Here is a 23,570-nt window from a genome sequence, read left to right on the forward strand (position 1 = left end):
AGTCGGCGGCGAATCGCGGTGGCTTCTTCGATCGCGGCTAGGCCCTCATCACGCCGACCCAACGCACCCAACCGGACCGATAGGTTGTTTAGCTCGCCTGCGTACCGATTCAGAACCCGAGGATCACTCTCCGCCGCGTTGGGCGTAGTGACCGCTACGAGCCGCTGTGACACAGCGACCGCAATAGCGGTCCGGGTGGTCGCAAATCCCAACTGACGCAGTAGCGAATCCAGCTCCATCATCCGCTCGATGGTCAACCCTGGCTCTCCGCCGCTGCTCGTCACCGCGCTGATGATCTCCGCGTCGAAACCGGCCGGATCCACTACCACCAAGGCGGGCACAAAACCAGTCGGGAATCGGCTTACCAGCGCCGCGAGCCCATCGCGTACCAACGCCAGAGAATCCCGCCGCAAGCCAGCGGAGTCCGGCGTTGACAAACAACGATGTAGAACGATGGTCGCATGTCCTGCGGCCCGCCCATCTTCTGTACCGCACAGCGCCGCCAGGTCATCGACCCACTGCCCCCGGCTGGCCGACGCGCCAGCGAGATCAAGCAGGTGAACATCAGCCAACCGGTCAGGCGTCGGTGCCTGCCACACCCGCTCCCTCGACCCGTCCGGATACAACCGGCACAACACGCGCATCAGACGCGACCGGTCGCTCACGCCATCGAGCGCACGTACCCGGGCTACAACCTCGACGGCCTCTGCCTCCGTGGCCGGGGCCGTCAACGTCACAGCGGCCAGCGCCCACGCCTGCCCTGTCTCATCCAGCCGCAGACCCGACGCGCGCAACGCCGCGGACACCTGGCGCTGCTCATGCCGCAACACCCCCGCCAACGCGTCCCGGTCACCCGGATCACCACGACGCGGCCCCTCAGCGGCATCCAACACCGCCAGCAACGCGGTGGCATACAGGTCCAACGTGGTCGGAAACCGCTGCCCGGGCCGCATCACCGGTGCCACACCTGCAGATACTCCGAACCCATGCTGCCGGGCGCGCTCGGTGAAACGATCGATCGCCTGTGTCCACACCTGCCGCACGCGGTCGGCATCCCAGCCGACCGACAACGCACCCAGCCGCAGCGGTGTCGGATGCACCCAGTCATGCAACGGATGATCCACCGCCAGCTCGCGGAACCAATCCGCGTCTGTGCGGGCCAGCAACAACAACCGCACCCACTCCGCCGCACCCGCCTCCGCGATGGTGTCCAACAACTCCGCCACCACCGGGCCGACGTTCTCCGCGTAATCAACCACCAACAGCATCGGCGCCTGTAGCCGGGCCGCTGCCCGTACCGCAGCCGTGATCTCTGGGACCCGATGCAACTCCCTCCGAGCACGTTGTCCCGCTGTTCCGCCGTCAGCCAGGTCCCCCAATCGAACCGCCCGCCAGTTCGGCGATGGCAACCGCACCAACCCGGCCAACCAGCCCTGCGTCCGCAACCGCTCACACACCCGCCCCGCCAGGTGCGTCTTGCCCTGCCCACCCGTCCCACAGACCAACCGCACCAACGGGCCCTGACCCGACAAGCACCAGTCCACCAGCACGTCAACCTCACGACGTGGCTCGGACCCGATCACCCCGGCATCTGGGCGCAACCACGAACCCACCAACACCGAGTTCACTTCAAGCGCGGGACCGAACAGCAGCCGTTCAGCCACAGCGAGGCTGGACGGAATGGGAACCTCGGCAACCTGCTGCCCACCGACGTGAAGCACCACACTGTGATCCCCGGTTACCACAACGCTGTTGACCGCCGATCCCACCGACCGGTCGCCGGACACCTCAACGTTGCCCCGCAACGCCGGACCCGGATTGACGGCCCCAGTCACCTGCGACGCTCTCGTGGCGGCCCCGCCACGCCGTCATCGGCTTTTTCGAGGAGCGGCGCCACGACGTTGCTGTCGCCAGTCACAACCGTGCCCCCGGTAACCGTCCCGACCGAACGATCTCCGGTCACCGTCACCGAGGGCGGTGACTCACCTTGCTGCCCTGAAGGGCCACGATCCAACAAGGCCAATCCGAGCTGCACCCCGATCAAGAGCACAACCAGCGCAGAGAGAGCGATCCCCCACGGCCACGCCCACCCGCTCGAAAAGGCATTCGTCACGACCCCGAGAGCCGCTGCCACCACGACCGACAGCGCACTCAACACAACCCGCAGCCGCATCGAACTCCCCTCCCGACAACACGCCGCTACACCCAACCACCCATCGTCAATACACAACCCACCGAGACAAACACCCGACACCACGAGTCAGGGCTTCCTACCGCGCTCGCGGGTCACCCTGCGGCTGTCCTCGGGCGCCCGCAGCGCGCCATCCGAAGGTCGGCAGGTCATCGGCGAAGGGCCGAGCCGCGCGCGTCAGCCGCCCGCACCGAGGGCGAGGTCGTCCTTTGCGTCAGGAGTGCGTAGGGTCCTGGAGCCATGAAGGCACTGATCTCGGTGGACCTGGAAGGCATCTCGGGGATCGTGCATCCCACCGAGACGAATCCGGATCGGTACGACTACGAGCGGGGCCGGGCGTTGATGACGGCCGAGGCTAATGCGGTGATCGCCGGGGTCCTCGATGCCGAACCCGACGCGGTGGTGTGGGTCGCCGACGCACACGGAACGTTTCGGAACATCGTGCCGGAGGACCTCGACCGGCGTGCTCACCTCGTGCGCGGTAAACCCCGCCCGCTGGGCATGCTGGCGGGGCTGGACGAGCAGACGGATGCCGTTCTGCTGATCGGCTATCACGCTCGGGCCGGTGCCGGGCCCGCCGTGCTGGCCCACACGATAAGTGACGCCGTCCTCGACGTGCGGGTGGCCGGCCGGTCGTTGGGCGAGATCGGCCTCAACGTCGCCATGGCGGGGCACCTGGACGCGCCCGTCGTCCTGCTCAGCGGGGACGACACCGCCTGCGCGGAATTCAGTGAGCTGGTGCCCTCGGCGGTCACCGTCGCCGTCAAGCAGACCCTGGGTCAGGCCGCCGCGGTGGCAGTGCATCCGCAGGAGGCCCGGGAGCGGCTACGCCACGCTGCCGCCGACGCGATCGCCCGGCGCGCCTCGATTTTGCCGGCGAAGATGGCCGGGCCGTTGGACGTCGAGGTCGACCTGTACGGCCCGTACATGGTCGACCTCGCAGTCCTGGTGCCGGGCGTGACCCGAGTCGGCGGCGGCCGGACGGTCGCCTTCCACGCCGTCGACGTCGCCGAGGCGTACCGGCTGGTTCAGCTGCTGGTCCAACTCGCCAGCATCAAACCCGGCTAGCTGGTGTCCTCGAAGAGGCCTGGTGTTGCGTGGGTCGTCGCTACGAGTGTGAGGACACGGCCTAGCAGAAGGCGTTATCGACCAGGTCGTTGAGCAGGTCCTGGCGGTTCGCGGCCAGTTCGGGGTCCCCGGTGTTGGTGAAGATCGACACCGTCAACCGACGCCCGTCGTCGGTGAACGCCGGCTCCACCTGGTATCCGAAACCGGTGCCGCCGTGTCGCCAGTAGCCACCACCACAGGACAGCGGGATCCAGAAGATGCCCAACCCGTACCCGGAACCGGCAGGGGAATCCGCCGTCGCGACCAGCGTGCGCATCTGCGCCTGCTGCGCCGGCCGCAGCAGGCGGCCTCCGGCCAGGGCGGCCAGGAACCGGTTGAGGTCGGACGCCGTGCTGGTCATCGATCCGTCCGCGCCGCTGTCCAACCCGCGGATCGCGATCGTCGTGTCCACCAGCGGACCACCTCGGGTGAACTGCATGTAGTTCGTGGCGTGCGGCGCGGGAAGGTCGCGCAAGAATCCGGTGCGGGTGCGCCGCAGGCCCAGCGGCCCCGTGATGCGGGCGTCCACCTCGCGTTCCCAACTCCGCCCGGTGACCGCCTCGATCAGCATGCCGGCGAGGACGTAGTTGGTGTTCGAGTACGACCAGGTGGTGCCGCCTTGCGGGTGGCCCACGGCGATCGCCACGAGCTGCTCGGGCGCGTACGGCCTGTCCCGCTCCCGCCGGTAGGACTCGGGCGTGGCGTAGTTCCAGATCAGGTCGGACGAGTAGTCGTACAGCCCACTGGTGTGCTGCAAGAGCTGCCGCACCGAGATCGGCCGACCGGCCACCGCACCCGGCAGCCACGTGTCGACCTGATCGTCCAGCGTGAGCCTCCCTTCGCCGACGAGTTGCAGCACCACGACCGCGGTGAACGTCTTGGTGGTACTCCCGATCCGGAGGTTTGGGTCGTGCGCAACGTCCCGGCCGGAGCGGACAACCTGCGCGCCCGTCCTGGACTCCAGGCGGGCCAGGACACCTGTCACACCACTCGTCCGCAGCGCCTCGACGTCACGCCGGAGGTCACTCGGTGTCGTGGTGGCACCCGTCGCCACCAGCAACGTCACTGCCGCTGCCACAGCAAGAGTCCGCATGGGCTCCACTATGGTCGTCGGCCCGGGGGGCCATCACTCCGGAAAGCCCCCCGGTGGTGCTCCGGCTAACCCCACCGCCGCGGGTCCGTACCGCTTCGACCGGCCGGGGCACCGGTGAGCGCGACGCCATCGGCCGTCCGGCTGGGGCCGAGCGACGGTTGTACGAGGGGTCATACCTCGGTGACGCTCTGCCAAATCGCCCGCCCGATCCTGTCCGCCGAACGGGCTGTCGGCAATCCGGCTGGCCGCTGCTTTTGATCCATCCATTCGCATCTAGCAATGGCCTTGTGGGCGTCGTATGGTTCCCCGCAGCACCCCGACAAGCGTACGTGATGGGCGGATTCGCCCTCTTTCATGCTGGGCGGTGAACGGCAGTGACGGCAGAAGATCCTACGGCGACCGACCCCGGCTGGGTGGACGAAGTCCTTTTCGCCGGCCACCCGACCGACATTTGTCTCCGTCTGCCCGAACCCGTCGACCGGGCCACCCTGCACCGGCTGGTGACCGACGCACAGGACCGGTTGACCACCGCCGGACTGCGCCCCGGTGGCGCTGCCGCGCTGCGGTTGCCACCGTCGCTGGCGTACGTGGTGAACCTGCTTGCCACCTGGCGCGCCGGAGGGCAGGCGATCCTGCTCGACCACCGGCTCACCGACCACGAGGTGGACCGGGCGCTGGCCCGGTTGACCCCGCAGGTGGTGGTCGCTCCGGTGCGGACCGGTGGCGGAGCGCTGAAGATCTTCGTCGACGTCACCGAGGGCGTCACCCGCTACGCCGACCGCCCGGCGGTCAGCCGCCACGCCGTGATCCAGCTCAGCTCCGGCTCCACCGGCCCGTCCAAGGTGATCGGCCGCACCGCTGCCGACCTGGTCGCCGAGGTGCACCGCTACACCCGGATCGACGGGGTGGCGCTGCCCGGCGAGCGGATCATCCTGCTGCCCTCGATGGTGCACGTGCTCGGCCTTGTCGGCGGCCTGCTCTACGGGCTGCACGCCGGGGTCGAGCTGGTGCCGCCGGAGCGGCTCAGCGGCGACGCCGTGCTGGCCGCGATCGGCGCCGGCACCACGCCGGCCACCGTGCTCGGTGTGCCGTTCCACATCGGACTGCTCGCCTCCACCCGCCCGAACGGTCCGCTGCCGCAGCTGCGGCGGATGACCACAGGGGGCGAGCTGGTGCCGGCCGCCGTCGCCCGGGCGTTCACCGATCGGTACGGGGTGCCGCTGGGCAACATGTATGGGATGACCGAGGTCGGGGTGATCGGCACCGATCTGTACGGGTCGCACCGGCCGTCGATCGCCCCCGCGCCCGGGATCGAGGTCCGCGAGTCCGGCGGTGAGCTGTGGGTGTCCTGCCCGGCGTCGCCGTACGTCGGCCTGAGCGACCCGACCCGCTGGTCCGACGGCTGGCTGCGCACCCGCGACGCCGGCAGCGTCGATCAGGACACCGGCCTGGTCACGGTGCGCGGTCGACTCGACTCGCAGGTCTCCGTCGGCGGGATGAAGGTCGACCTGACCGAGGTGGAGGCCACCGTCGCCGAGCTGACCGGGGTTGCCGCCGCGGTGGTGGTCTGGGACGACGGCATCACCGCGTACGTCCAACCCGACGGCCCGCTGTCGGAGGAGACGCTGGACAAGCTCCTCGCCGAGCGGCTGGCCGGCTACAAACGGCCCCGGGCGCTGCACCTGCTCGATCAGTTGCCCCGTACCACCACCGGCAAGCTGGTCCGCTCGACCGACGCGCTGCGCTCGGCGGTCACCTCGTGACCGGGCCGCTGCACCACCTCGACGTCGACCTGCGCGCTCGCCTGCACGGCGACCGCCAGGACGAGGCCCCCGCCCAGCCGCGGGTGACCGACCCGCAAAAGTTCGTCGCCGGGCAGCGGCCGCAACGGCAGCCCCGGCGTCGGCATCAACCGGCGCAGCCCACCGTCGCGCAACCCCCGCCCGAGCGCCTTACCGACCGCCTCCTTGGCGGTCCACAGCCGCAGGAAGTCCACCGTCCGGCCGGCCTCGGGCCGATCGCGCAACCAGGCCAGCTCGGCGGGAGGGAACCAGCGGTGGGCCAGCGCGAGCGCCGGCAGCGGGCGGATCCGCTCCACGTCCACCCCGACCGCGCCGGCCCGACGGGCGGCGACCGCCACCAGCCCGGCGGTGCGGCTGACGCTGACCGCCACCTCGACCGACCCGGTCACCTCGTCGACCCGCACGACCGGCCGTCCCTCGCGGTCGTGCGTCAGCACCACAGCGGTCTCAGTACGACCGAGCAGCAGAGCACCCGCCCGCCGCAGCAGCACAGCGGCCGGATCCGGCTGACCGCCGGTGTCCCGGCCGACCCACACGTAGGCGGTGTCCCGACCGGACACCGTCAACTGAGCCACGCAGAGAGGGTATCCATGAGAGCCGAGGTCCGCGCCTTTGTCGTCGAGCAGCTCGCCGACATGAACTACGACGTCGAGGGGCTCGACGACGACACCACGCTCGGCCCTTCCGGCGTCGACCTGGAGTCGCTCGCTCTGGCCGACCTGTCCGTGCGGGTCGAGGACCGGTACGGCGTGACGTTCGCCGACGACGAGTCGGAGCAGTTGGCCCTCATGACGGTCGGCGAGTTCACCACCATGGTCGCCAATCGCGTCACCGAGGCGACGAGCGACAAAGGCTGATGAGCGGTCAGCCCGATCTGGGGCGAGCTGACCTGATGACCATGCTCGCCGAACTCACCGCGAAACCGGCTGCCGAGGTGTCCGACCGGATCGGCTCGATGGAGCTTGCCTGGCTGGTGCACCTCGTCGAGCAGCGCTACGAAAGTCGGCTCGACCTCACCGACGACGAACTGGCCGGCATCCGCACCGTCGACGACGCCCTGGTGGTGTTCCGGGCGTCGCTGACCGCCTCCGCAGATGGTTGAGGCGCGCGTCGCCCAGCTCACCGGTGTGCACGCGGTCAGCGCCCTCGGGCGGGGCGCCGACGCGCAGCTCGCCGGTGTGCTGGCCGGGGTGCCGGCGTTCGGACCGGTGGGCCGATTCGACACCGCCGCCCGCCGGGTAACCGTGGCGGCCACCCTGTCCGAGGTCGCTACGCTCACCGACGAGTTGGCCGTCGCGATCGACGCGGCCTGCCGGGCGGCCGGTCTGGACCGCGCGCAGCGCACCGGGTGCGCCCTGCTGCTCGCCGTGCACGGCGGCCCGGCCCCGGGTCCGGCGCCAGCCGTGCTCGCCGGTCAGCTCGCCGCCCGTTGTGGACTCTCGGGTCACACCCGGGTCTACACCAGCGCCTGCGTGTCGGCGAGCACGGCGGTGGCCGACGCCGCCGCCCGGATCAGCCGGGGTGATGTCGAGCGGGTGGTGGTCGCGGCCGGCTACCTGGTGGAGCCGGACCAGTTCGCGCTCTTCGACGCCGGTCGCGCCCTCGCGGTGGACGGGGCGGTCCGCCCGTTCAGTGCCGGCCGCCGGGGGTTGCTGCTGGGTGACGGCGTGGCGGCGGTGGTGCTGGAATCGAGCACCGTCCGACGGCGCGGTGTCGAGCCGGTGGCCACAGTGGTCGGCTGGGGGCGGGCCGGTGACGCGTTCCATCCCTGCCAGCCGGAGCCCGGCGGCAACGGGCTGGCCCGCGCGGTCGGCGGCGCGCTGCGCCGGGCCGGGCTGCCACCGGAGTCCGTCGGCTACGTCAACGCCAACGCCACCGGTACCGCGCAGAGCGACGCCGCCGAGGCCGCCGCGCTGCGTCGGGCCCTCGGTGCGCACGCCACCCGGGTCCCGGTCAGCTCCACGAAGTCGGTGCACGGGCACGCGCTGGAGGCGTCCGGGCTGCTCGAACTGGTGGTCACCGCGCTCGCGCTGCGCCACGGTGAACTGCCGGTCAACGCCGGCTGGCTGGGCCCCGACGACGCCTGCCCCCTGAACGTGGTGACAAACGGTCCCCAGAAGACGGAAGCCACCCACGCCCTGACCCTCAACGCCGCCTTCGGCGGCGCCAACACCGCTCTCCTGGTCGGCGTCGGATGACCGCCCCCAACTCCCCGCGATCTTGCACTTTCTGCCCCGACGAATCCGACCAACCATCCAAAGCGACGACCGAAACCGCAAGATCGCCGGAGGAGAGGGCCGGGGAGAGGGCTCGGGCCTTCTGGCCTGAGGGTGGGGACGGCGGCGGCGCGGCGGCGGGAGTGCCGGGGTTTGTGCACTCGGACTTCGCGCCGGTGGTGGTGGCCGTCGCGGAACGGTGTCTGCGACGGGGGTACGGGTCGGCGGGAGTGCCCGCCGGGGTGCGGACGGGGATCGTGCTGGTCAGCGCGAGCGGTGATCTCGCCAGCGCCCGGCACGTACGGGCCACCGTCGAGGCCGGCGGGCGGATCGGCCCACTGTTCTTCTTCCAATCCGTGCCCAACAGCGTCGCCGGGCACCTCGCGGCCCGCTGGGACCTGCGCGGCCCGGTGGTCTGCCTCAGCCCGACCGGCGACCCGTACACCGACGGTGTCGCCGAGGCCGACCTGCTGCGCGACGACGGCGACGCCGACGAGGTGTTGCTGATCCTGATCGAACAGGCACCCGACGGGCCGACCGAGGCGGTCGCGGTGCTGCTGGGGGGAGGAGCACGACCATGAGGACACGGGGACTGCGCGGCGCACTCGCCGCCGACACCGAGCTGGGTGCGGGCAACGTCCTGGCCCGGGTGCTGGCGCACGGCGCCGACCCGGACGGGCCGGGCCTGACCTTCGACACCGCCGTCGACGGCCACCCCGCCGAGACGCCGCTGACGCTGGGGCGGCTCGACGAGCGGGTCGCCGCCCGCGCCGCCTGGCTGCACGAACAAGGGGTACGCCCCCGCGACCCGGTCGCCGTCTGGGCCTCCACCGCGGCCGACATGGTGCTCAGCTTCCTGGCGCTGGCCCGGCTCGGGGCGATCCCGGCGCTGATGAACGGCAAACTCCGCCCGGAGATCGCCGCCGAGTACATCCGTCGCCTGCGGGGCGTCGGCGTGCTGGCCGACGACGCGCACACCGCGTTGCTGGTCGGGCACGACCTGGGCGTACCCGTGCTCGGCACCCCCGCGCAGGCCGGCACGGGTGACCCGGCCACGGCCCCGGCGCACTACCGGCACCACCCGGACGACCCGATCGTGATCACCCACACCTCCGGGACGACCGGGGTGCCCAAGGCGGTGCTGCACTCGCACGCCAGCCTCTTCGCGGCCACCCGGCACCTGCTCACCATGCCGCAGGCGCAGGGCACGACCCGGATCCTCAACGCGCTGCCCGCACCGCACACCGCCACGGTGCTGATGGTCAACCAGGCGCTGGGCAACCGCGCGCAGATGTTCCTGCTCTCCGAGCAGGGCGGCGAGCGGGTGCTCGACGCCATCCAACGCTGGCGCCCCGACGGGGTGTTCGGTTTCTCGGTCACCTGGGCGGAACTGGCCCGCTTCGACCTGTCCGGGTACGACCTGGACTCGGTGCGACTGTGGTTCAACACCGGCGACGCCTCGCACGAGCCGCACATCCGCCGCCTGGTCGCGGTCGGTTGGCGCGACACCATCACCCGCGACGGGGTGGCGAAGGTGCCCGGTTCGGTCTTCATCGACGGGCTGGGCTCCAGCGAGATGGGGCACTCGATGTTCCACATCACCCACCGCGCCGACACCGACCGGTACGGCCGCTGCATCGGACGCCCGTACCGGTTCGCCAAGGTCGCGGTGCTCGACGCCGACGGCGAGCCGGTGCCGGTCGGCGAGGTGGGTTTCCTGGGCATCGACTCGCCGTCGCTGTTCCGGGGCTACTGGAACGACTCGGTCACCACCTACCGCTTCCGCCAGCGCGGCTGGTACCTCACCGGTGACCTGGTCCGCGCCGACACCGACGGCCGCTACTACCACCTGGACCGGGCGGTGGACTCGGTCGACGCCGGCGACGGGCGGCGCTTCTACACCGCGCTGTCCGAGGAGCGGATCCTCGCCGCCTGCCCGGACGTCACCGACTGCACTGTGGTGATCGTCGCCGAGGCCGGCGCGGTCGTCACCGACGTGCTGCTGGAGTTGGCCGCCGGCGCCGACGAGGCCGAGGACCGCACCGAGCGGGTCCGCGACGCCCTCGGCCCGGACGTCGGCGCCACGCTGCGCCGGGTCGTGCCGGTGCGCTCCGCCGACATCCCGGTCACAGTGACCGGCAAGGTCCGCAAGGTGGTCCTGCGCGAGCGCTACCTCACCGAGGCCAGCTCGTGACCGCGTTGATCACGGGGATGGGTCTGTTCACCCCGGTCGGGCGGGGCGTCGAGGAGACCTTCGACGCGCTGGCCACCGGCCGGTCCGGGCTGACCCGCCCGCCCGAGGGGCACCCGGTCAGGGAGTCGCTGGACGTTGCCGGCCTGCTGCCCGACATCGACCCGCGGACGGTGGCGTCCGGGCCGGAGACCCGGGTGTTGGACCGGATCGTCGTCCTCGCCCTGCTCGCCGCCGCCGACGCTGTCGCCGACGCCGGCATCGAGGTGGGCCGCGACGTCGACCCCGACCGGATCGGTGTGATCGTCGGTGGGGTCGGCGGGATGGCCACACTGGAGTCGCAGGTGCTGGCCCGGGCGGCCCGGGGCCGGGCGGCGGTCAGTCCGTACCTGCTCACCGGGATCCTGCCGAACATGCCGGCGGCGCGGATCGCCATCGCGCACGGCATCCGCGGCTACAGCTCGTCGGTCGGTACCGCCTGCGCCTCCGGCGCCCAGGCGGTCGCCGACGGGGTGCGGCTCATCGCGACCGGAGAGGTCGACGTGGTGCTCTGCGGGGCCAGCGAGGCGCCGCTCTTCCCGACCTTCGCCGACACCTTCGGCAATGCGCGGGCCCTGGCGCGCGCCGGCACCGACCCGGGCCGGGCGAGTCGGCCGTTCGACACCTCCCGCAGCGGGTTCGTCCTCTCCGAGGGTGCCGCGCTGTTGGTGCTCGAACGCGCCGAGCACGCAGCGGCGCGCGGAGTCGCCGGGTACGCCGAGGTGGCCGGCCACGGCGCGACGACGGACGCCTACCACCCGACCGCCCCCCGCCCGGACGGCGCCGGCGCGGCGGCGTGCATCCGCCGGGCGCTGCGCAGCGCCGGTGTCCCGGCGGCGGCGGTCGGTTACGTCAACGCGCACGGCACCGGCACGAAGCTCGGGGACATCGCGGAGACCACCGCCCTGGCCGACGTCTTCGGCGTCGGCGGTGTGCCGGTCAGCTCCACCAAGGCGCTCACCGGTCACCTGCTCGGTGCCTCCGGGGTGCTGGAGGCGGCGGCCACCGCGTTGGCGCTCGGTCGGGGGCTGCTGCCGCCGACGTACCACCTCGACGATCCGGATCCGGCCTGCCCGGCGGATCACATCCGCGGCACGCCCCGCAAGGCCGACCTGGAGTACGCGGTCACCAACTCGTTCGGGTTCGGCGGACAGAACGTGAGCCTGCTGCTGGCCCGCGTCGCCGAGCCGAGGGGGTGATCGAGGCGGCATCCCGGGCGGGGTGTGCCCGGACGGCAACACAGGGGGAATCGGGTGGGAAGGGTTTCAGGGGACATGGACATCCGTGGTATCGACCACATCGAACTCTACGTGGGGGACGCCCGACAGGCGGCCTTCTACTTCAGCACCGCCGTCGGCTTCGAGATCTGTGGCCAGGGTGGTCCGGAGACCGGGCTGGCGGGGCAGCGCTCGCTGCTGCTCTGCCACGGCGACATCCGGTTGCTGCTCACCTCCGGGTTGAGCGCCGAGCATCCGGCGTCGCGGTACGTGCAACGCCACGGTGACGGCATCGGGGTCGTCGCGGTCGAGGTCGACGACGTGTCGGCCGCGTACGCCGAGCTGCTGGGTCGGGGCGCGACCGGGGTGACGCCGCCGACCACCCGCACCGGCGCGGACGCCGAGGTGGTGATCGCCGAGGTGGACGGCTTCGCCGACGTGCGGCACCGGCTGGTGCAGCGCCGGGGCGAGGGGGGCGAGTTCCTGCCCGGCGCCATCACCGCTGCGGTGTCCACCAAGGACGGTCACCCGCCGGTGCTCGCCGAGATCGACCACCTGGCGGTCTGCGTGCCGCCCGGCCAACTCGACGAGACGGTCCGGCACTTCGAGGCGCTGCTCGACTTCGCGCAGATCTTCGAGGAGCACATCGAGGTCGACGGGCAGGGAATGAACTCCAAGGTGGTCCAGAGCCCGTCCGGGCGGGTCACAGTGGTGCTGCTCGAACCGGACCGCACCCGGCGGCCCGGGCAGATCGACGCGTTCCTCGACCAGCACGCCGGTGGGGGAGTGCAGCACCTGGGGCTGCGCACCGACGACATCGTCGGCGCGGTCGAGGCGCTGGGCCGGCGCGGCGTGCGCTTCGCCGGCACCCCCGCCAGCTACTACGACGCCCTGGAGGCGCGGGTCGGTCGAATCGACGCCCCGCTGCACCGGCTGCGCGAGCTGGGTGTGCTCGTCGACTCCGACCACGACGGCCAGCTCTTGCAGATCTTCGCCGAGTCGATGCACGTGCGTCGCACGCTCTTCCTGGAGCTGATCGAGCGACGCGGCGCGCGGGGCTTCGGCAGCGGCAACATCAAGGCGCTCTACGAGGCCAAGGAACGGGAACTGGCCGCCGTGGCGGCCACACCACAGGGGGTGGGGGCATGACCGCTACCGAGTTCGAACCCGCGCTGACCGCCGAGGAACAAGCGCTGCTGCCGTCCGACGCCGACGTGCGGCACTACGCCGAGCACGGCTGGTACCTGTCGAAAAAGGTGTTCACCGACGACGAGGTGGACGCCCTCGCCGCCGCCGCGCGGCGCTACTACGACGGGGAGCGGGACCGGCGACTGCCGGTACGTCCACCGAAGCTGGCCTACTGGGAGCAGTCCTTGGGCCCGGTGCAGCGGCACAACGACTACGTCCACCACGAGCACGACGGGCTCGGCGCGATCCTGCGCAAGCCGCTGCTCGGCGCGGTCGCCGCCCGGCTCGCCCAGGCCGACGAGATCCGGGTCTTCCAGTCCACGCTGATCTACAAGCCGCCGATCTCCGGTGAGCCGAGCAACATCGTGCCCTGGCACTTCGACAAGCACTACTGGGCGTCCTCGTCGTCGGAGAAGATGCTCACCGCGTTCATCCCCTTCCATGACTGCGGAGAGGAGATGGGCACCATCACGATGGTCGACGGTTCGCACCGGTGGAAGGAGATCGGCGCCGACGACACGGTGGTGCGGCACTTCGCCGACCGGGACCGCAGCCAGCTGGAGGAGATGCTGGCCGAGAACGCCGCGTACAACGGCGCGGAGATCCGCAAGATCCCGATGGTGATCCCCAAGGGACACGTGAGCTTCCACCACTGCCGCACCTACCACGGCAGCGGCCCCAACGTCAGCGGTCGCCCCCGACAGGCGATCTCGCTGCACCTGCAGGACGGCGACAACGCCTGGCGGGAGTATCCGCTCTCCGACGGCACGCTCGCCGCGTACAACCACGACGTGCTGGTCCGCCGCACCCACGACGGGCGGCCGGACTACGCGGACCCCGACTACTGCCCGGTCATCTGGCGCCACCGCGCCCAGCAGGGAGGCTGACATGTCACGGTACGACTGGGGTAGGACCCACCCGGGCATCGAGCGGTTGGAGCAGGCGGTGACCGACCGGCGCGACGCCGTGGTCAAGCACCCGCTCTACGCCAACCTCGACACCCACGAGGCGCTGGTCACCTTCATGCAGCACCACGTCTTCGCGGTCTGGGACTTCATGTCCCTGCTGAAGTCGCTGCAACGGCAACTGACCTGCGTCACAGTGCCGTGGATTCCGACCGGCCCGACCGGCAGCCGCCGCCTCATCAACGACATCGTCATGGTCGAGGAGAGCGACGAGCTGGGCGGCGGCTACATCAGCCACTTCGAGCTGTACGTGCAGGGCATGGTCGAGGCCGGCGCGGACACCACGGCGGTGAACGCGCTGGTCGACCTGCTGCGCGCCGGCCGACCGGTCACCGAGGCGCTCGCCGAGGCCGGGGTGCCGGCCGCGTCGGCGAGGTTCGCCGCGACCACCTGGCAGATCATCGAGTCCACCCCGGTGCACTGCCAGGCGGCGGCCTTCGCGTTCGGCCGGGAGGACCTGATCCCGGACATGTTCACCCAGGTCGTCTCGGTCAACGAGCACAGCAACCGGCTGCACACCTTCGTCGACTACCTGCACCGGCACATCGAGGTCGACGGCGAACAGCACACCCCGATGGCCATGCAGATGCTCGCCGACCTGTGCGGCGACGACGACAGCAAGTGGCAGGAGTGCGCCGACACTGTCAACACCGCCCTCGCCGCCCGGGCCCGACTCTGGGACGACATCCTGGCCGCCATCAAGGGGCCCGCGTGACCGACGCCGACCCGGTCGGGCTCTACCGCACGGTCCGGCTGATCCGCCGGTTCGAGGAACGGGCGGTGGAGCTGGTCCACGGCGGGCAGATCGTCGGCGGCATCCACCCGTACCTCGGTCAGGAGGGGATCGCCGCCGGCGTCTGCGCCGCCCTGGACGCCGACGACGTGCTCGCCGGCACCCACCGCGGCCACGGGCACGTCCTGGCCCGCGGGGCCGACCCGGCCCGGATGCTCGCCGAGCTGTGCGGCCGGGTCACCGGCCTCAACGCTGGCCGGGGCGGTTCGATGCACGCCGCCGACCTGAGCATCGGCGTACTCGGCGCCAACGCGATCGTCGGCGCCTCCGGGGCGATCATCACGGGCGCGGTCTGGGCCCACCGCCGCCGGGGCCGCGACACCGTCGGGGTGAGCTTCTTCGGCGACGGCGCGGTCAACGAGGGGATGCTGCTGGAGGCGTTCAACCTGGCCGCGCTCTGGCGGGTGCCGGTGCTGTTCGTCTGCGAGAACAACGGTTACGCCACCACCATGCCGGTCGCCGGCGCGGTGGCCGGCAGCATCGCCGGCCGGGCCGCCGCTTTCGGCATCCCGGCCGTCCAGGTCGACGGCCAGGACCCCGAGACGGTACGCGTCGCCGCGCGCGCCGCCGTCGACCGGATGCGCGCCGGCGGCGGCCCCGAGCTGATCGAGGCCCGGACCTACCGCTTCGACGTCCACCACACCTTCGAACACGCGGTACGCCTCGACGACTACCGCCCACCCGACGAGGTGATTCGTGGTCGGGCCCGGGACCCGGTGCGCATCCAGGGCGAACGCCTCACCGACACCGACCGCGCCGCCGTGGACGTCGAGGTCGAGGCGACAGTCGACGCGGCGGTGCGGTTCGCCCTGAGCAGCCCGGAACCCGACCCGGCCGACGCGTTGACCTACCTGTACGCCAGCGGCCTGACCGCCCGCACCGGAGGTGGCTGAGGTGCCCCGACTGTCGTACCGCCGGGCACTGACCCGGGCCCTCGGCGACGAGTTGGCCCGCGACGAGGCGGTGTTCCTGCTCGGGGAGGACGTCCAGGTCGGGGCGTCGCTGGTGACCACCGGGCTGGCCAAGCGCTTCGGCACCGAACGGGTCCGCGACACCCCCCTGTCCGAGCAGGCGTTCACCAGCTTCGCCACCGGGGCGGCGCTGGCCGGGCTGCGGCCGGTGATCGAGTTCCAGATCCCGTCGCTGCTGTTCCTGGTCTTCGAGCAGATCGTCAACCACGCGCACAAGTTCCCGCTGATGACCGGCGGGCAGTGCCGCGTCCCCGTCACCTACCTGGTCCCCGGGTCCGGCTCGCGTACCGGGTGGGCCGGGCAGCACTCCGACCACCCGTACAGCCTCTTCGCCCACGTCGGCGTGGTCACCGTCGTGCCGGCCACCCCGGCCGACGCGTACGGGCTGCTGGTCACCGCGATCCGCCACGACGACCCGGTGGTGGTGTTCGCGCCGGCCGGCGCGATGGACGTACGCGACGACGTCGACGACCTGGCGCCGGTGCCGCTGGGTCGAGGTCGGATCCACCGCTTCGGCGACGACGTGACAGTGGTCGCGATCGGGCACCTGGTGCACGACGCGCTCGCCGTCGCCGAGGAGTTGGCCGACCAGGTCTCGGTGGAGGTGTTCGACCCGCGCACCCTGTACCCGTTCGACATCGACGGTCTCACCGAGTCGGTGGCCCGCACCGGACGCCTCGTGGTGCTCGACGACGCCAACCGTTCCTGCGGGATGGCCGCCGAGATCATCGCGAGCGTGGTGGAGCGGGTCCGGCTGCTCGCCCCGCCGCGCCGGGTCACCCGCCCGGACGGGGCGGTGCTGCCGTTCGCCCCCGCACTGGATCGGGCCGTCCAGCCCGGCCGCGATCAGCTCGCCACCGCCATCCACCTGACGATGAAGGACGGCTCATGATCGACCCAAACTATCCGTGGCCGGTGGCCGATCGGGCGTGGACCGACCTTCCGGAGCCGGCCCGTCGGGCCATGGTGGCCAGTGGGGCGGAGGCCTGGGAGCAGGTCTTCCACGGCCGGGCCACCTACAACAAGCAGTGGCGGTTGGCCCGCCCCCCGGTGCTCACCGCCGACGCCTGGCGGGAACTCAACGAGGTCTGCGACCGGCTCGCCCAGCTCATCCTCGACGCCTGCCGTCGGCGGGCCGGCACCGCCGGTGAGCTGCGGCGGCTGCTCGGCGTACCGGCGGGGGAGACCCGACTGCTGGACGAGGCCGAGCCGCTGACCGAGGCGCTGCTGGCCGCGTACCGCCCGGACGTGATCTTCTCCGCCGGGGTGCCGAAGTTCGTCGAGTACAACATCGACAGCAGCCTCGGTGGCGGGTTCGACGCCGACACCGTCATCCAGCGGTACGCGGGCCTCTACCGGGAGCACGGCATCCTCGACGACCTGCCGGTGCGGGCCGCGCCGTCGCTGCTGGACCAGCGGTTCGTGGCGATCCGCGAGGAACTGCGACTGCCTGAGGGCGCCCGGGTGGCGCTGCTGATGGACTTCGACGGTGACTACCCGGGCCTCGACGACCCGCAGGCGTTCATCCGGATCCTCGACCCCCTCGCCGTACGGGCCCGGGACTTCGGCATCGACCTGGTCATCGCCCCGGTCGCCACCGCCACAGTGGACGCCGACAACCGTCTGGTCGTCGACGGCGCACCGGTCGACGCGCTGTTCCGGTTGTTCGTGCCCAACCGGGTCACCCCGACCGCCGGCCTGGACGCGGTGGCCGTGGCCCTCGCCGCCGGCACCCTACCGATGTTCGTGTCGGCGGCGGCCTGGCTGCTCGGCAACAAGACCACGTTCGGTTGGCTGTGGGAGGACGTGGACGGGCTGTCCGCCGACGACCAGGCACTGATCCGCCGGCACGTGCCGTACACGGTGCCGTTGACCGCCGCGGTGCTCGACCGGGCCCTCGCCGAGCAGGCCACGCTGGTGGCGAAGCCGGCCGACGGTTCGGCCGGGCACGGTGTGCTGCTCGGCCCGGAGTTGAGCGCGGCGGACTGGGCCGACGGTGTGCGGGCCGCCGTCGACCAGGGCGGCGCCATCCTCCAGGAGTACCTGCCGACCGACCGGGTGTCGATGGACTTCGTCCAGATCGAGACCGGTGAGACGGTCACCGCCGACGTCCCGTATTCCCTGGCCCCGTACCTGTTCGGCCGTCACGCCTCCGGCGGCCTGGCGAGGGTCGGCTACCCCGGCTGCGACGGAGTCCTCAACCTGGCCCACGGCGTCCTCCTGACCGGAATCCTCCTGACCGACTGACCCCGGCCCTACACGGTGATCAAGAGGTTTCGGTCAAGGGAGGCCAGCTTCCTGACGCAAACCTCTTGATCACCGAGGCGAGGAGAGCCGGCGGGAGAGGGTGCGGAGGGTTTGGGCTGTTGCTATTGCATCGCTGCGGGCGCTGCCGTGGCGGCCGTCGGTGCTGTAGAGGGTGGGGTCGGCCGTCAGGGGATGGTCGGTCAGGTGCACGTGGATTGTTCTCAGGCGTTCGGCGAGGGTGGCCGTGTGGGCGGACAGGCGGCGCATTCGCTCGCCCAGGCCGGGCCGGAGGTGCGCGGGCACCGCCGGGCTGTGCGAGACGTCGAACATGCCCACTGTGATCACGTCGGCGCCCACGTCACGCAGCGCGATGATCATTGCGGTCAGCTCGGCGTCCACCGCCTCCGCGTCGTACGCCGGGTGGAAGGCGTCGTTGCCGCCGCAGACGACCAGCGCCAGGTCCGGTGCGAAGGCCAGCGCCGGGGCGAGCTGGGTGGCCCGCACCTGGTGCGCGCGCAGCCCGCGTCGACCCAGATTCCGGTACGCCAGCTCGGGGCGCACGGCGGTCAGCTCGGCGGCGACCCGGTCGACCCACTGCACGTCCGGGTAGCCCGGTGTCGGCTCACACATGCCCTCCACGACGCTGTCGCCCAGCGCCACGAACCGCCGCCACTGGTGCCCGTGCAGCAGTTCGGTGGCCTCCCCGGGGCGCAGACAGTACGGGTCCGTCGATTCGGTGAGCGTCGATGGCATGCCGGCACGCTAGCCGACCGCCGGGCTGCCGGGCCAGGCTCAGCCGGTCAGGCTGACCTCGGCCAGGTAGACACAGGTCCGCCCCTCGTGCGACGAGTAGTAGCTCACCCACAGCAGGTCGTCGTGCCAGACCAGGCCGGGGTAGCTGGTGTCGCCACCGGACGGCAGCGCGACCAGCTCGGTCAGCTCGCTCCGGTCCGGGTCGACGACGCAGATCGCGGTGCGGACCTCGCCGTCGTGCAGCCGCACCCCGGCCAGCAGCAGCCCGTCCGGCAGCCGGAGCAGCGTCGGCCCGCCCACCTGGACACCCAGATCCGTCCAGGTCCAGTCCCGGTACGGCGGCACGGCCCTGCCGAGCTGCGCGCTCGCGGTGCCCGCGTCCCGCCGCAGCAGGCAGAGGGCGGTGCCGTCCGGGGCGAAGACCAGACCGGACTCGTTGGGGTACCCGTCCTCGAAGAGCGTCGGCACCCACTGCCGCAGGTCCACCCCGTCAGTGCTGCGGTAGAGCCGGGCGAACCTCGGCTCCCGGGTGGCGTAGCCGACGCCGTACATCGCGTCGTCGTGCCAGGCGGCCCGCCACACCCAGACGCCCGGCTCGCCCACCGGGGTCGGACCGCCCCAGGCGTGCCCGTCGGTGGAGAGCCAGGTCACCGTCTGGAACGTCCTGGTGGCCGCGCCGGTGGCGGCCGCCGCCAGCAGTTGCAGCCGCCCGTCGGGGCGCGCCACGAAACGCGGGTCGCGCAGGTCGGTGCCGGCCTGCGCGATGACGGCCGCGGAGGTCCAGGACCGACCGTCGGTCGAGGTCAGCACCCGGAGCACGCCGTCGTCGCTGAGGTGGGTGCGGGCCTCCCGGAAGGCGCAGAACCAGCTCCCTGCATACCGGACGAGGTCGGTGAACGCGCTGTGCGGCGCGCTGTCGCCGATCCGGCGTACGGCGGTGACCTCGGCCGTGCGGCGGCGGGTGGGTGACGACGTCATACGCGGTGGCCTCCAGGTGTGATGACGACGGTCGACGCTAGCCAGCCCCCGCCGACGCCCGGGCGACCAGCAACCGAACGTCGGACGAACAACGCGCGGGCACTGTCGGATTGGCGTCGTGGACGACGCGGCGTCGGCGAGCTGGGGTGGGCTGTTGGCACCCAGCGCCCACGATGGGTGGTGGGCCGACGGCAGAACCCATCGGCGAGGGGAGTGACGATGCTCGGTTCGTTCCTGCAGGCCCTCGCGACGAAACTGGTCGAGGAGATCCTCAAGCTTCTGGTTCAGTGGCTGGCGCCGAAGGCGCTGCGGTCGGTGCCGCACCGCGCCTCGCCGAACTGCCCGCGCTGCGGCGGGTACGGGGTCCGCCGCTGGGCCCCGGGCGGTATGTGGATGTTCCTGCCGTCCCTGCTGGCCTTCGCCTGGGGTTTCGGGTTCACACTGCTCGGTGTGCCGGTGGTCGTGCTCACGGTGGTCGCCGTGCTGGTCTCCGACGGCGTCGGCGGAGTGCCGACCGCGCTGCTCGCGCCACTCGGCCTGTTGGTTCCCGCCGCGCTGATGGTCGCGGGCGCGTTCGGCCTGGCGCACTACCACAGCTACCCGCCGAAGTGGTGCGCCCGCTGCCACGGCCGGTGGCCACGCCGGGAGCGGGACGAATACCTACGGGCGTCGGCCCCGGTGGTGACCTGCGGCTGCGGTCAGCGGCTACGGGTGCCCCGAACGGCCGCGGGGGCGCGACTGCGGTGCCCACGCTGCCGCACCGAACATGCCAGCCCGGCCCCGGCCGGGCGCTGACTAGCCCTCGGTCGGCCCCTGTTCGGTGCTGTGGGTGGCGGCGATCCGCGTCAGGGCGTGACGGCGGGGGTGGACTGTGTCTGCGACTCGGACGAGCGGGCCACCAGCGGGTACGCGGTGACCACCAGGCACGCCGCCGCCATGGTCAGCAGGGCCGGGGTGAATCCCAGAGCGTCCACCGACCAGCCGCCGAGTAGCGCGCCGACCGGCAACCCGACGAACGCCAACGACCCGGCGATGCCGATCACCCGGGTCTGCAACTCCGGCGGCACCCGCTCGTAGAGCGCCACCCCGAGCAGCGGGTTGACCGCCGCGATGCCGATTCCGGACAGGAACGTCACCACGAGCACCACCGGCAGTTCGTCGCTGATCGCCAGCGCCACCAGCCGAGGCGTGCCGGCGACCAGTGCGCCGACCAGGAACGTCAGCCGCCGGGGCAGCCGGGGCCCGAGCGCGGTGAACACCAGGTTGCCCAGCAGCGCGCCCGCCGAGAACGCCGCCAGCACCAGGCCGAGACCGCTCGGGCCGGGCAGCTCCCGGGCGACCCAGACCGGGATGTAGACGGCCACGCTGGCGTTGGCCACCATGTTCAGCGCCGAGATGACGGCGAGCATGCCGAGCAGCGGCCGGTCCCGGCCCAGGTAACTGAAGCCACCCCGCAGGGCGCGCAGGTAACTTTCCGGCTGGGTGGGTTGCGTCGGGACGGCCGGCGGGCGGACCAGGACGCCGATGAGCAGCGCGCAGACCCCGAAGCTGGCCGCGTCGATGAGGATCGCCTCGGTCACCCCGAAGACGGCGATCAGCAGGCCGCCCACTGCGGCGCCGAACAATGTCACCACCCGGCTGAGCCCGTCGTACGCGGAGGTCAGCCGGATCAGCGGCACTCCGGCGGCCTCCGCGGCCGGTCGGAACATCACGTGCTTCACCCGGTCCCCGATGCCCCGCAGCGCGCCGGCCACCGCGACGAGCGCTACCAGCGGGACGAAGCCCAACCACGGGGTCAGCGCCACGACGACCATCACCACCGCGCTGCCCGCGTCGCAGAGGATCGAGGTACGGCGCAGGCCGATCCGGTCCGCCCACGGGGCGCCCAACGCGCTGGACAGCAGGTACGGCAGGGTCTCGGCGAACGCGACCAGACCCATCTTGGTGGGGCTGCCGGTGGTCACCAGCACCAGCCACGGAATGGTCACCACCGAGATGCGGGTGCCCAGGTTGGAGATCAGGTCCGCGCTGACCAGGACGACCAGTTGCCGGCGGGGGGTCACGCCCCGACCGCCGCCGCCCGACGGGCCGCGTGCCGCGCGCGCAGCGCCCGCTTGTCCACCTTCATCGACCGGTTCATCGGCAGCCGGTCGATGAACTCGACAGCGGCCGGCGCCCACATCTCGTTGAGTTCGGCGGTCACCAGGTCGATCAGTTCCGCCCCGGTGACCGTCGCGCCCGGCCCGAGCACCACGTACGCGTACGGCACCTCGCCGACCGTCTCGTCCGGCACGCCGATCACGGCGGCGGCCCGTACCTGGGGGTGCCCGACCAGCACGTCCTCAATGGGGCGGCAGAAGATCGCCCAGTTCCGGCGATGCGTGACGATCATGTCGTGTGCCCGGTCGACGAGGTAGAGGTAGCCGTCGTCGTCGAGGTGGCCGATGTCGCGGGTTCGCACCCACCCGTCGACGAGCGTCTGCGCGGTCAGCTCGGGCTGACCGTGGTAGCCGGCGAAGCTCAGTCGGGTCCGCACCCACACCTCGCCGTCGCGGCCCGTCGGCAGCACCGCGCCGTCGTCGTCGCGGATCTCGATGCGGACGTCACCGTAGGGCCGCCCGCAGGAGCGCAACCGCTCCGGGTGCTCCGGATCGTCGGTCAGCCCGGGCAGCGCGGTGATCACGACGGCCTCGCTGAGGCCGTACACGATGCGCAGCACCGGACCGAACCGCGCGATGGCCTGGCGCAGCCGGGCGGGCGCGGCGGGCCCGGCGCCCACGTTGAACATGAACATGGCGGAGAAGTCCGCGCCGACCAGCGCCGGGTGGTCCAACACCTCGTAGAGCATCGGCGGGGTGACGAAGGTCGAGTTGATCCGCTCCCGTTGCACGGTGTCCACGAAGGCCACCGGGTCCCAGTCGTCGCGCAGGAACAGCACCCCGCCGGTGAACAGGTTGAACAGCGTGGTGATCTGCCCGCTGGCCAGCCACATCGGAGAGTGCGACAGGTGCCGCAGCAACGGGAACCCGGCGGCGCGGAAGTCGGCGGCCAGGGCGAGGATCTGGGCGTAGAAGCTCTCCCGGTGGTGCACCAGCTTCGGGCTGCCGGTGGTGCCGCTGGTCTGCAGGAACGACTCGGGCGCCGGCACGGACGCCGGCAGCTCCGCCACGTCGGTGTCGGCGGTGAGGTCGGGGCCGGCACCGCCCGCCCCCAGACAGCAGACCGGTGTGCCGGGCAGCGCGGCGGCCAGCTCCGGGCCCAGACTGGCCCGGTCCCTGGCGTCGTAGACCAGGGCGTCCGGGCGGGTCAACCGGATGAACTCGTCGACCTCCCGGCGCGCGGTCACCGGGGCGACCCACATGGTCCGGCAGCCGAGCAGATGCAGGGCGAGTTGCAGCAGCGGACCCTCCACCGCGTTCGCGACGGTCACCAGCACCGCCGACCCGGGCCGTACGCCGTGCCGGGTCAACGTCGCGGCCATCGCCCGGACCCGCGCGGCTGCCTCGGTGTAGGTGAGTCGCCGATCGGCGCCGACCAACGCCTCCCGGTCGCCGAATTCGGCGAAGAGGTCCAACACCCTGTGCACGTAGGTAGTGGTGTGCCCGGGTCCGTCAGTCATCCGGCAGCCCCCATCCGAGAAAGCGGCGGTCCCCGGGGCAGTTCCCGGTGACGACGCGACGGTGGCGCGCTTGGGCGACCGCACCGCCGCCGCCTGGAAGCCTAGGCGGGAAACGGCTGGTCGGAACCGTGCCGACGGGCGGTCCGAGCGGCCCGCCGGACATTTGATCGCGTCGATCAGGTTGATTGACGCCCGTCAGC

At 71.8% G+C, this 23,570-nt stretch carries 21 protein-coding genes and 1 pseudogene; 15 read left to right on the forward strand and 7 right to left on the reverse strand.

Annotated elements, in window-relative coordinates:
• Positions 1-1,724 (reverse strand): annotated as a pseudogene (locus tag GA0070561_RS07875) (hypothetical protein); the annotation flags it as partial.
• Positions 1,725-2,431: 707 nt separating this feature from the next.
• Here GA0070561_RS07875 and GA0070561_RS07880 point away from each other — a divergent pair.
• Positions 2,432-3,259 carry a M55 family metallopeptidase gene (locus GA0070561_RS07880; RefSeq protein WP_091397612.1) on the forward strand — a complete coding sequence of 276 codons (828 nt, stop codon included), beginning with the start codon at positions 2,432-2,434 and terminating at the stop codon, positions 3,257-3,259.
• Between the two features lie 61 nt (positions 3,260-3,320).
• Here GA0070561_RS07880 and GA0070561_RS07885 read toward each other — a convergent pair whose 3' ends face one another.
• On the reverse strand, positions 3,321-4,391 hold the full coding sequence (locus GA0070561_RS07885) for a serine hydrolase domain-containing protein (protein WP_091397615.1): 1,071 nt from the start codon (positions 4,389-4,391) through the stop codon (positions 3,321-3,323).
• 413 nt (positions 4,392-4,804) lie between these two features.
• Between GA0070561_RS07885 and GA0070561_RS07890 the strand changes: the two genes are divergently transcribed.
• Complete coding sequence (locus GA0070561_RS07890) at positions 4,805-6,154, forward strand: class I adenylate-forming enzyme family protein (protein ID WP_208603707.1); 1,350 nt, start codon at positions 4,805-4,807, stop codon at positions 6,152-6,154.
• Here GA0070561_RS07890 and GA0070561_RS07895 read toward each other — a convergent pair.
• Complete coding sequence (locus GA0070561_RS07895) at positions 6,082-6,768, reverse strand: 4'-phosphopantetheinyl transferase family protein (protein ID WP_244166113.1); 687 nt, start codon at positions 6,766-6,768, stop codon at positions 6,082-6,084. The two genes, GA0070561_RS07890 and GA0070561_RS07895, sit on opposite strands and share 73 nt — an antisense overlap.
• A gap of 15 nt (positions 6,769-6,783) precedes the next feature.
• On the opposite strand from GA0070561_RS07895, the gene GA0070561_RS07900 reads away from it, so the two are divergent.
• From GA0070561_RS07900 to GA0070561_RS07955, 12 genes are all read left to right on the forward strand, one after another.
• Entirely contained in the window at positions 6,784-7,050 is a 267-nt protein-coding gene (locus GA0070561_RS07900; RefSeq protein WP_091397621.1) for an acyl carrier protein, read from the forward strand.
• The gene (locus tag GA0070561_RS07905; protein ID WP_091397624.1) at positions 7,050-7,295 is read left to right on the forward strand and encodes a hypothetical protein; all 246 of its coding nucleotides are present in this window, start codon (positions 7,050-7,052) and stop codon (positions 7,293-7,295) included. The genes GA0070561_RS07900 and GA0070561_RS07905 overlap by 1 nt, the downstream gene beginning before the upstream one ends.
• Positions 7,288-8,391, forward strand: a complete 1,104-nt coding sequence (locus GA0070561_RS07910) for a beta-ketoacyl-[acyl-carrier-protein] synthase family protein (protein ID WP_091397627.1) — start codon at positions 7,288-7,290, stop codon at positions 8,389-8,391. Before GA0070561_RS07905 ends, GA0070561_RS07910 begins: the two co-directional genes overlap by 8 nt.
• Before the next feature lie 161 nt (positions 8,392-8,552).
• Positions 8,553-8,990, forward strand: a complete 438-nt coding sequence (locus GA0070561_RS07915) for a beta-ketoacyl synthase chain length factor (protein WP_091397630.1) — start codon at positions 8,553-8,555, stop codon at positions 8,988-8,990.
• Positions 8,987-10,603: a class I adenylate-forming enzyme family protein gene (locus GA0070561_RS07920; RefSeq protein WP_091397633.1), complete on the forward strand. Its 1,617-nt coding sequence runs from the start codon at positions 8,987-8,989 to the stop codon at positions 10,601-10,603. Before GA0070561_RS07915 ends, GA0070561_RS07920 begins: the two co-directional genes overlap by 4 nt.
• Positions 10,600-11,838 carry a beta-ketoacyl-[acyl-carrier-protein] synthase family protein gene (locus GA0070561_RS07925; RefSeq protein WP_091397636.1) on the forward strand — a complete coding sequence of 413 codons (1,239 nt, stop codon included), beginning with the start codon at positions 10,600-10,602 and terminating at the stop codon, positions 11,836-11,838. Before GA0070561_RS07920 ends, GA0070561_RS07925 begins: the two co-directional genes overlap by 4 nt.
• A 75-nt stretch (positions 11,839-11,913) precedes the next feature.
• Positions 11,914-13,005, forward strand: a complete 1,092-nt coding sequence (hppD, locus tag GA0070561_RS07930; RefSeq protein WP_091397639.1) for a 4-hydroxyphenylpyruvate dioxygenase — start codon at positions 11,914-11,916, stop codon at positions 13,003-13,005.
• Positions 13,002-13,931: a phytanoyl-CoA dioxygenase family protein gene (locus GA0070561_RS07935; RefSeq protein ID WP_091397642.1), complete on the forward strand. Its 930-nt coding sequence runs from the start codon at positions 13,002-13,004 to the stop codon at positions 13,929-13,931. Before hppD ends, GA0070561_RS07935 begins: the two co-directional genes overlap by 4 nt.
• A gap of 1 nt (position 13,932) precedes the next feature.
• Positions 13,933-14,724: a DUF3050 domain-containing protein gene (locus GA0070561_RS07940; protein WP_091397644.1), complete on the forward strand. Its 792-nt coding sequence runs from the start codon at positions 13,933-13,935 to the stop codon at positions 14,722-14,724.
• Positions 14,721-15,695, forward strand: coding sequence for a thiamine pyrophosphate-dependent dehydrogenase E1 component subunit alpha (locus tag GA0070561_RS07945; RefSeq protein WP_091397647.1), 975 nt, complete (start codon positions 14,721-14,723; stop codon positions 15,693-15,695). Before GA0070561_RS07940 ends, GA0070561_RS07945 begins: the two co-directional genes overlap by 4 nt.
• Position 15,696: 1 nt before the next feature.
• On the forward strand, positions 15,697-16,665 hold the full coding sequence (locus GA0070561_RS07950; protein ID WP_091397650.1) for an alpha-ketoacid dehydrogenase subunit beta: 969 nt from the start codon (positions 15,697-15,699) through the stop codon (positions 16,663-16,665).
• The gene (locus GA0070561_RS07955; protein ID WP_167362354.1) at positions 16,662-18,020 is read left to right on the forward strand and encodes a hypothetical protein; all 1,359 of its coding nucleotides are present in this window, start codon (positions 16,662-16,664) and stop codon (positions 18,018-18,020) included. Before GA0070561_RS07950 ends, GA0070561_RS07955 begins: the two co-directional genes overlap by 4 nt.
• Before the next feature lie 69 nt (positions 18,021-18,089).
• On the opposite strand, the gene GA0070561_RS07960 is transcribed toward GA0070561_RS07955, so the two are convergent.
• Positions 18,090-18,773 carry an SGNH/GDSL hydrolase family protein gene (locus tag GA0070561_RS07960; protein ID WP_091397653.1) on the reverse strand — a complete coding sequence of 228 codons (684 nt, stop codon included), beginning with the start codon at positions 18,771-18,773 and terminating at the stop codon, positions 18,090-18,092.
• 39 nt (positions 18,774-18,812) lie between these two features.
• A complete protein-coding gene (locus GA0070561_RS07965) occupies positions 18,813-19,751 on the reverse strand; it encodes a hypothetical protein (RefSeq protein WP_091397656.1) in 939 nt (312 codons plus the stop codon).
• Positions 19,752-19,970: 219 nt separating this feature from the next.
• Here GA0070561_RS07965 and GA0070561_RS07970 point away from each other — a divergent pair, with 219 nt between their 5' ends.
• Entirely contained in the window at positions 19,971-20,546 is a 576-nt protein-coding gene (locus GA0070561_RS07970; RefSeq protein ID WP_112670893.1) for a hypothetical protein, read from the forward strand.
• A 50-nt stretch (positions 20,547-20,596) separates the two neighbouring features.
• Here GA0070561_RS07970 and GA0070561_RS07975 read toward each other — a convergent pair whose 3' ends face one another.
• Both GA0070561_RS07975 and GA0070561_RS07980 read right to left on the reverse strand, forming a co-directional pair.
• Positions 20,597-21,814, reverse strand: a complete 1,218-nt coding sequence (locus GA0070561_RS07975; protein WP_091397662.1) for an MFS transporter — start codon at positions 21,812-21,814, stop codon at positions 20,597-20,599.
• Positions 21,811-23,370 carry an AMP-binding protein gene (locus tag GA0070561_RS07980; RefSeq protein WP_091397666.1) on the reverse strand — a complete coding sequence of 520 codons (1,560 nt, stop codon included), beginning with the start codon at positions 23,368-23,370 and terminating at the stop codon, positions 21,811-21,813. The genes GA0070561_RS07975 and GA0070561_RS07980 overlap by 4 nt, the downstream gene beginning before the upstream one ends.
• Positions 23,371-23,570 lie beyond the last annotated feature (200 nt).

Source organism: Micromonospora saelicesensis, from assembly GCF_900091575.1.
Lineage (GTDB): Bacteria > Actinomycetota > Actinomycetes > Mycobacteriales > Micromonosporaceae > Micromonospora > Micromonospora saelicesensis.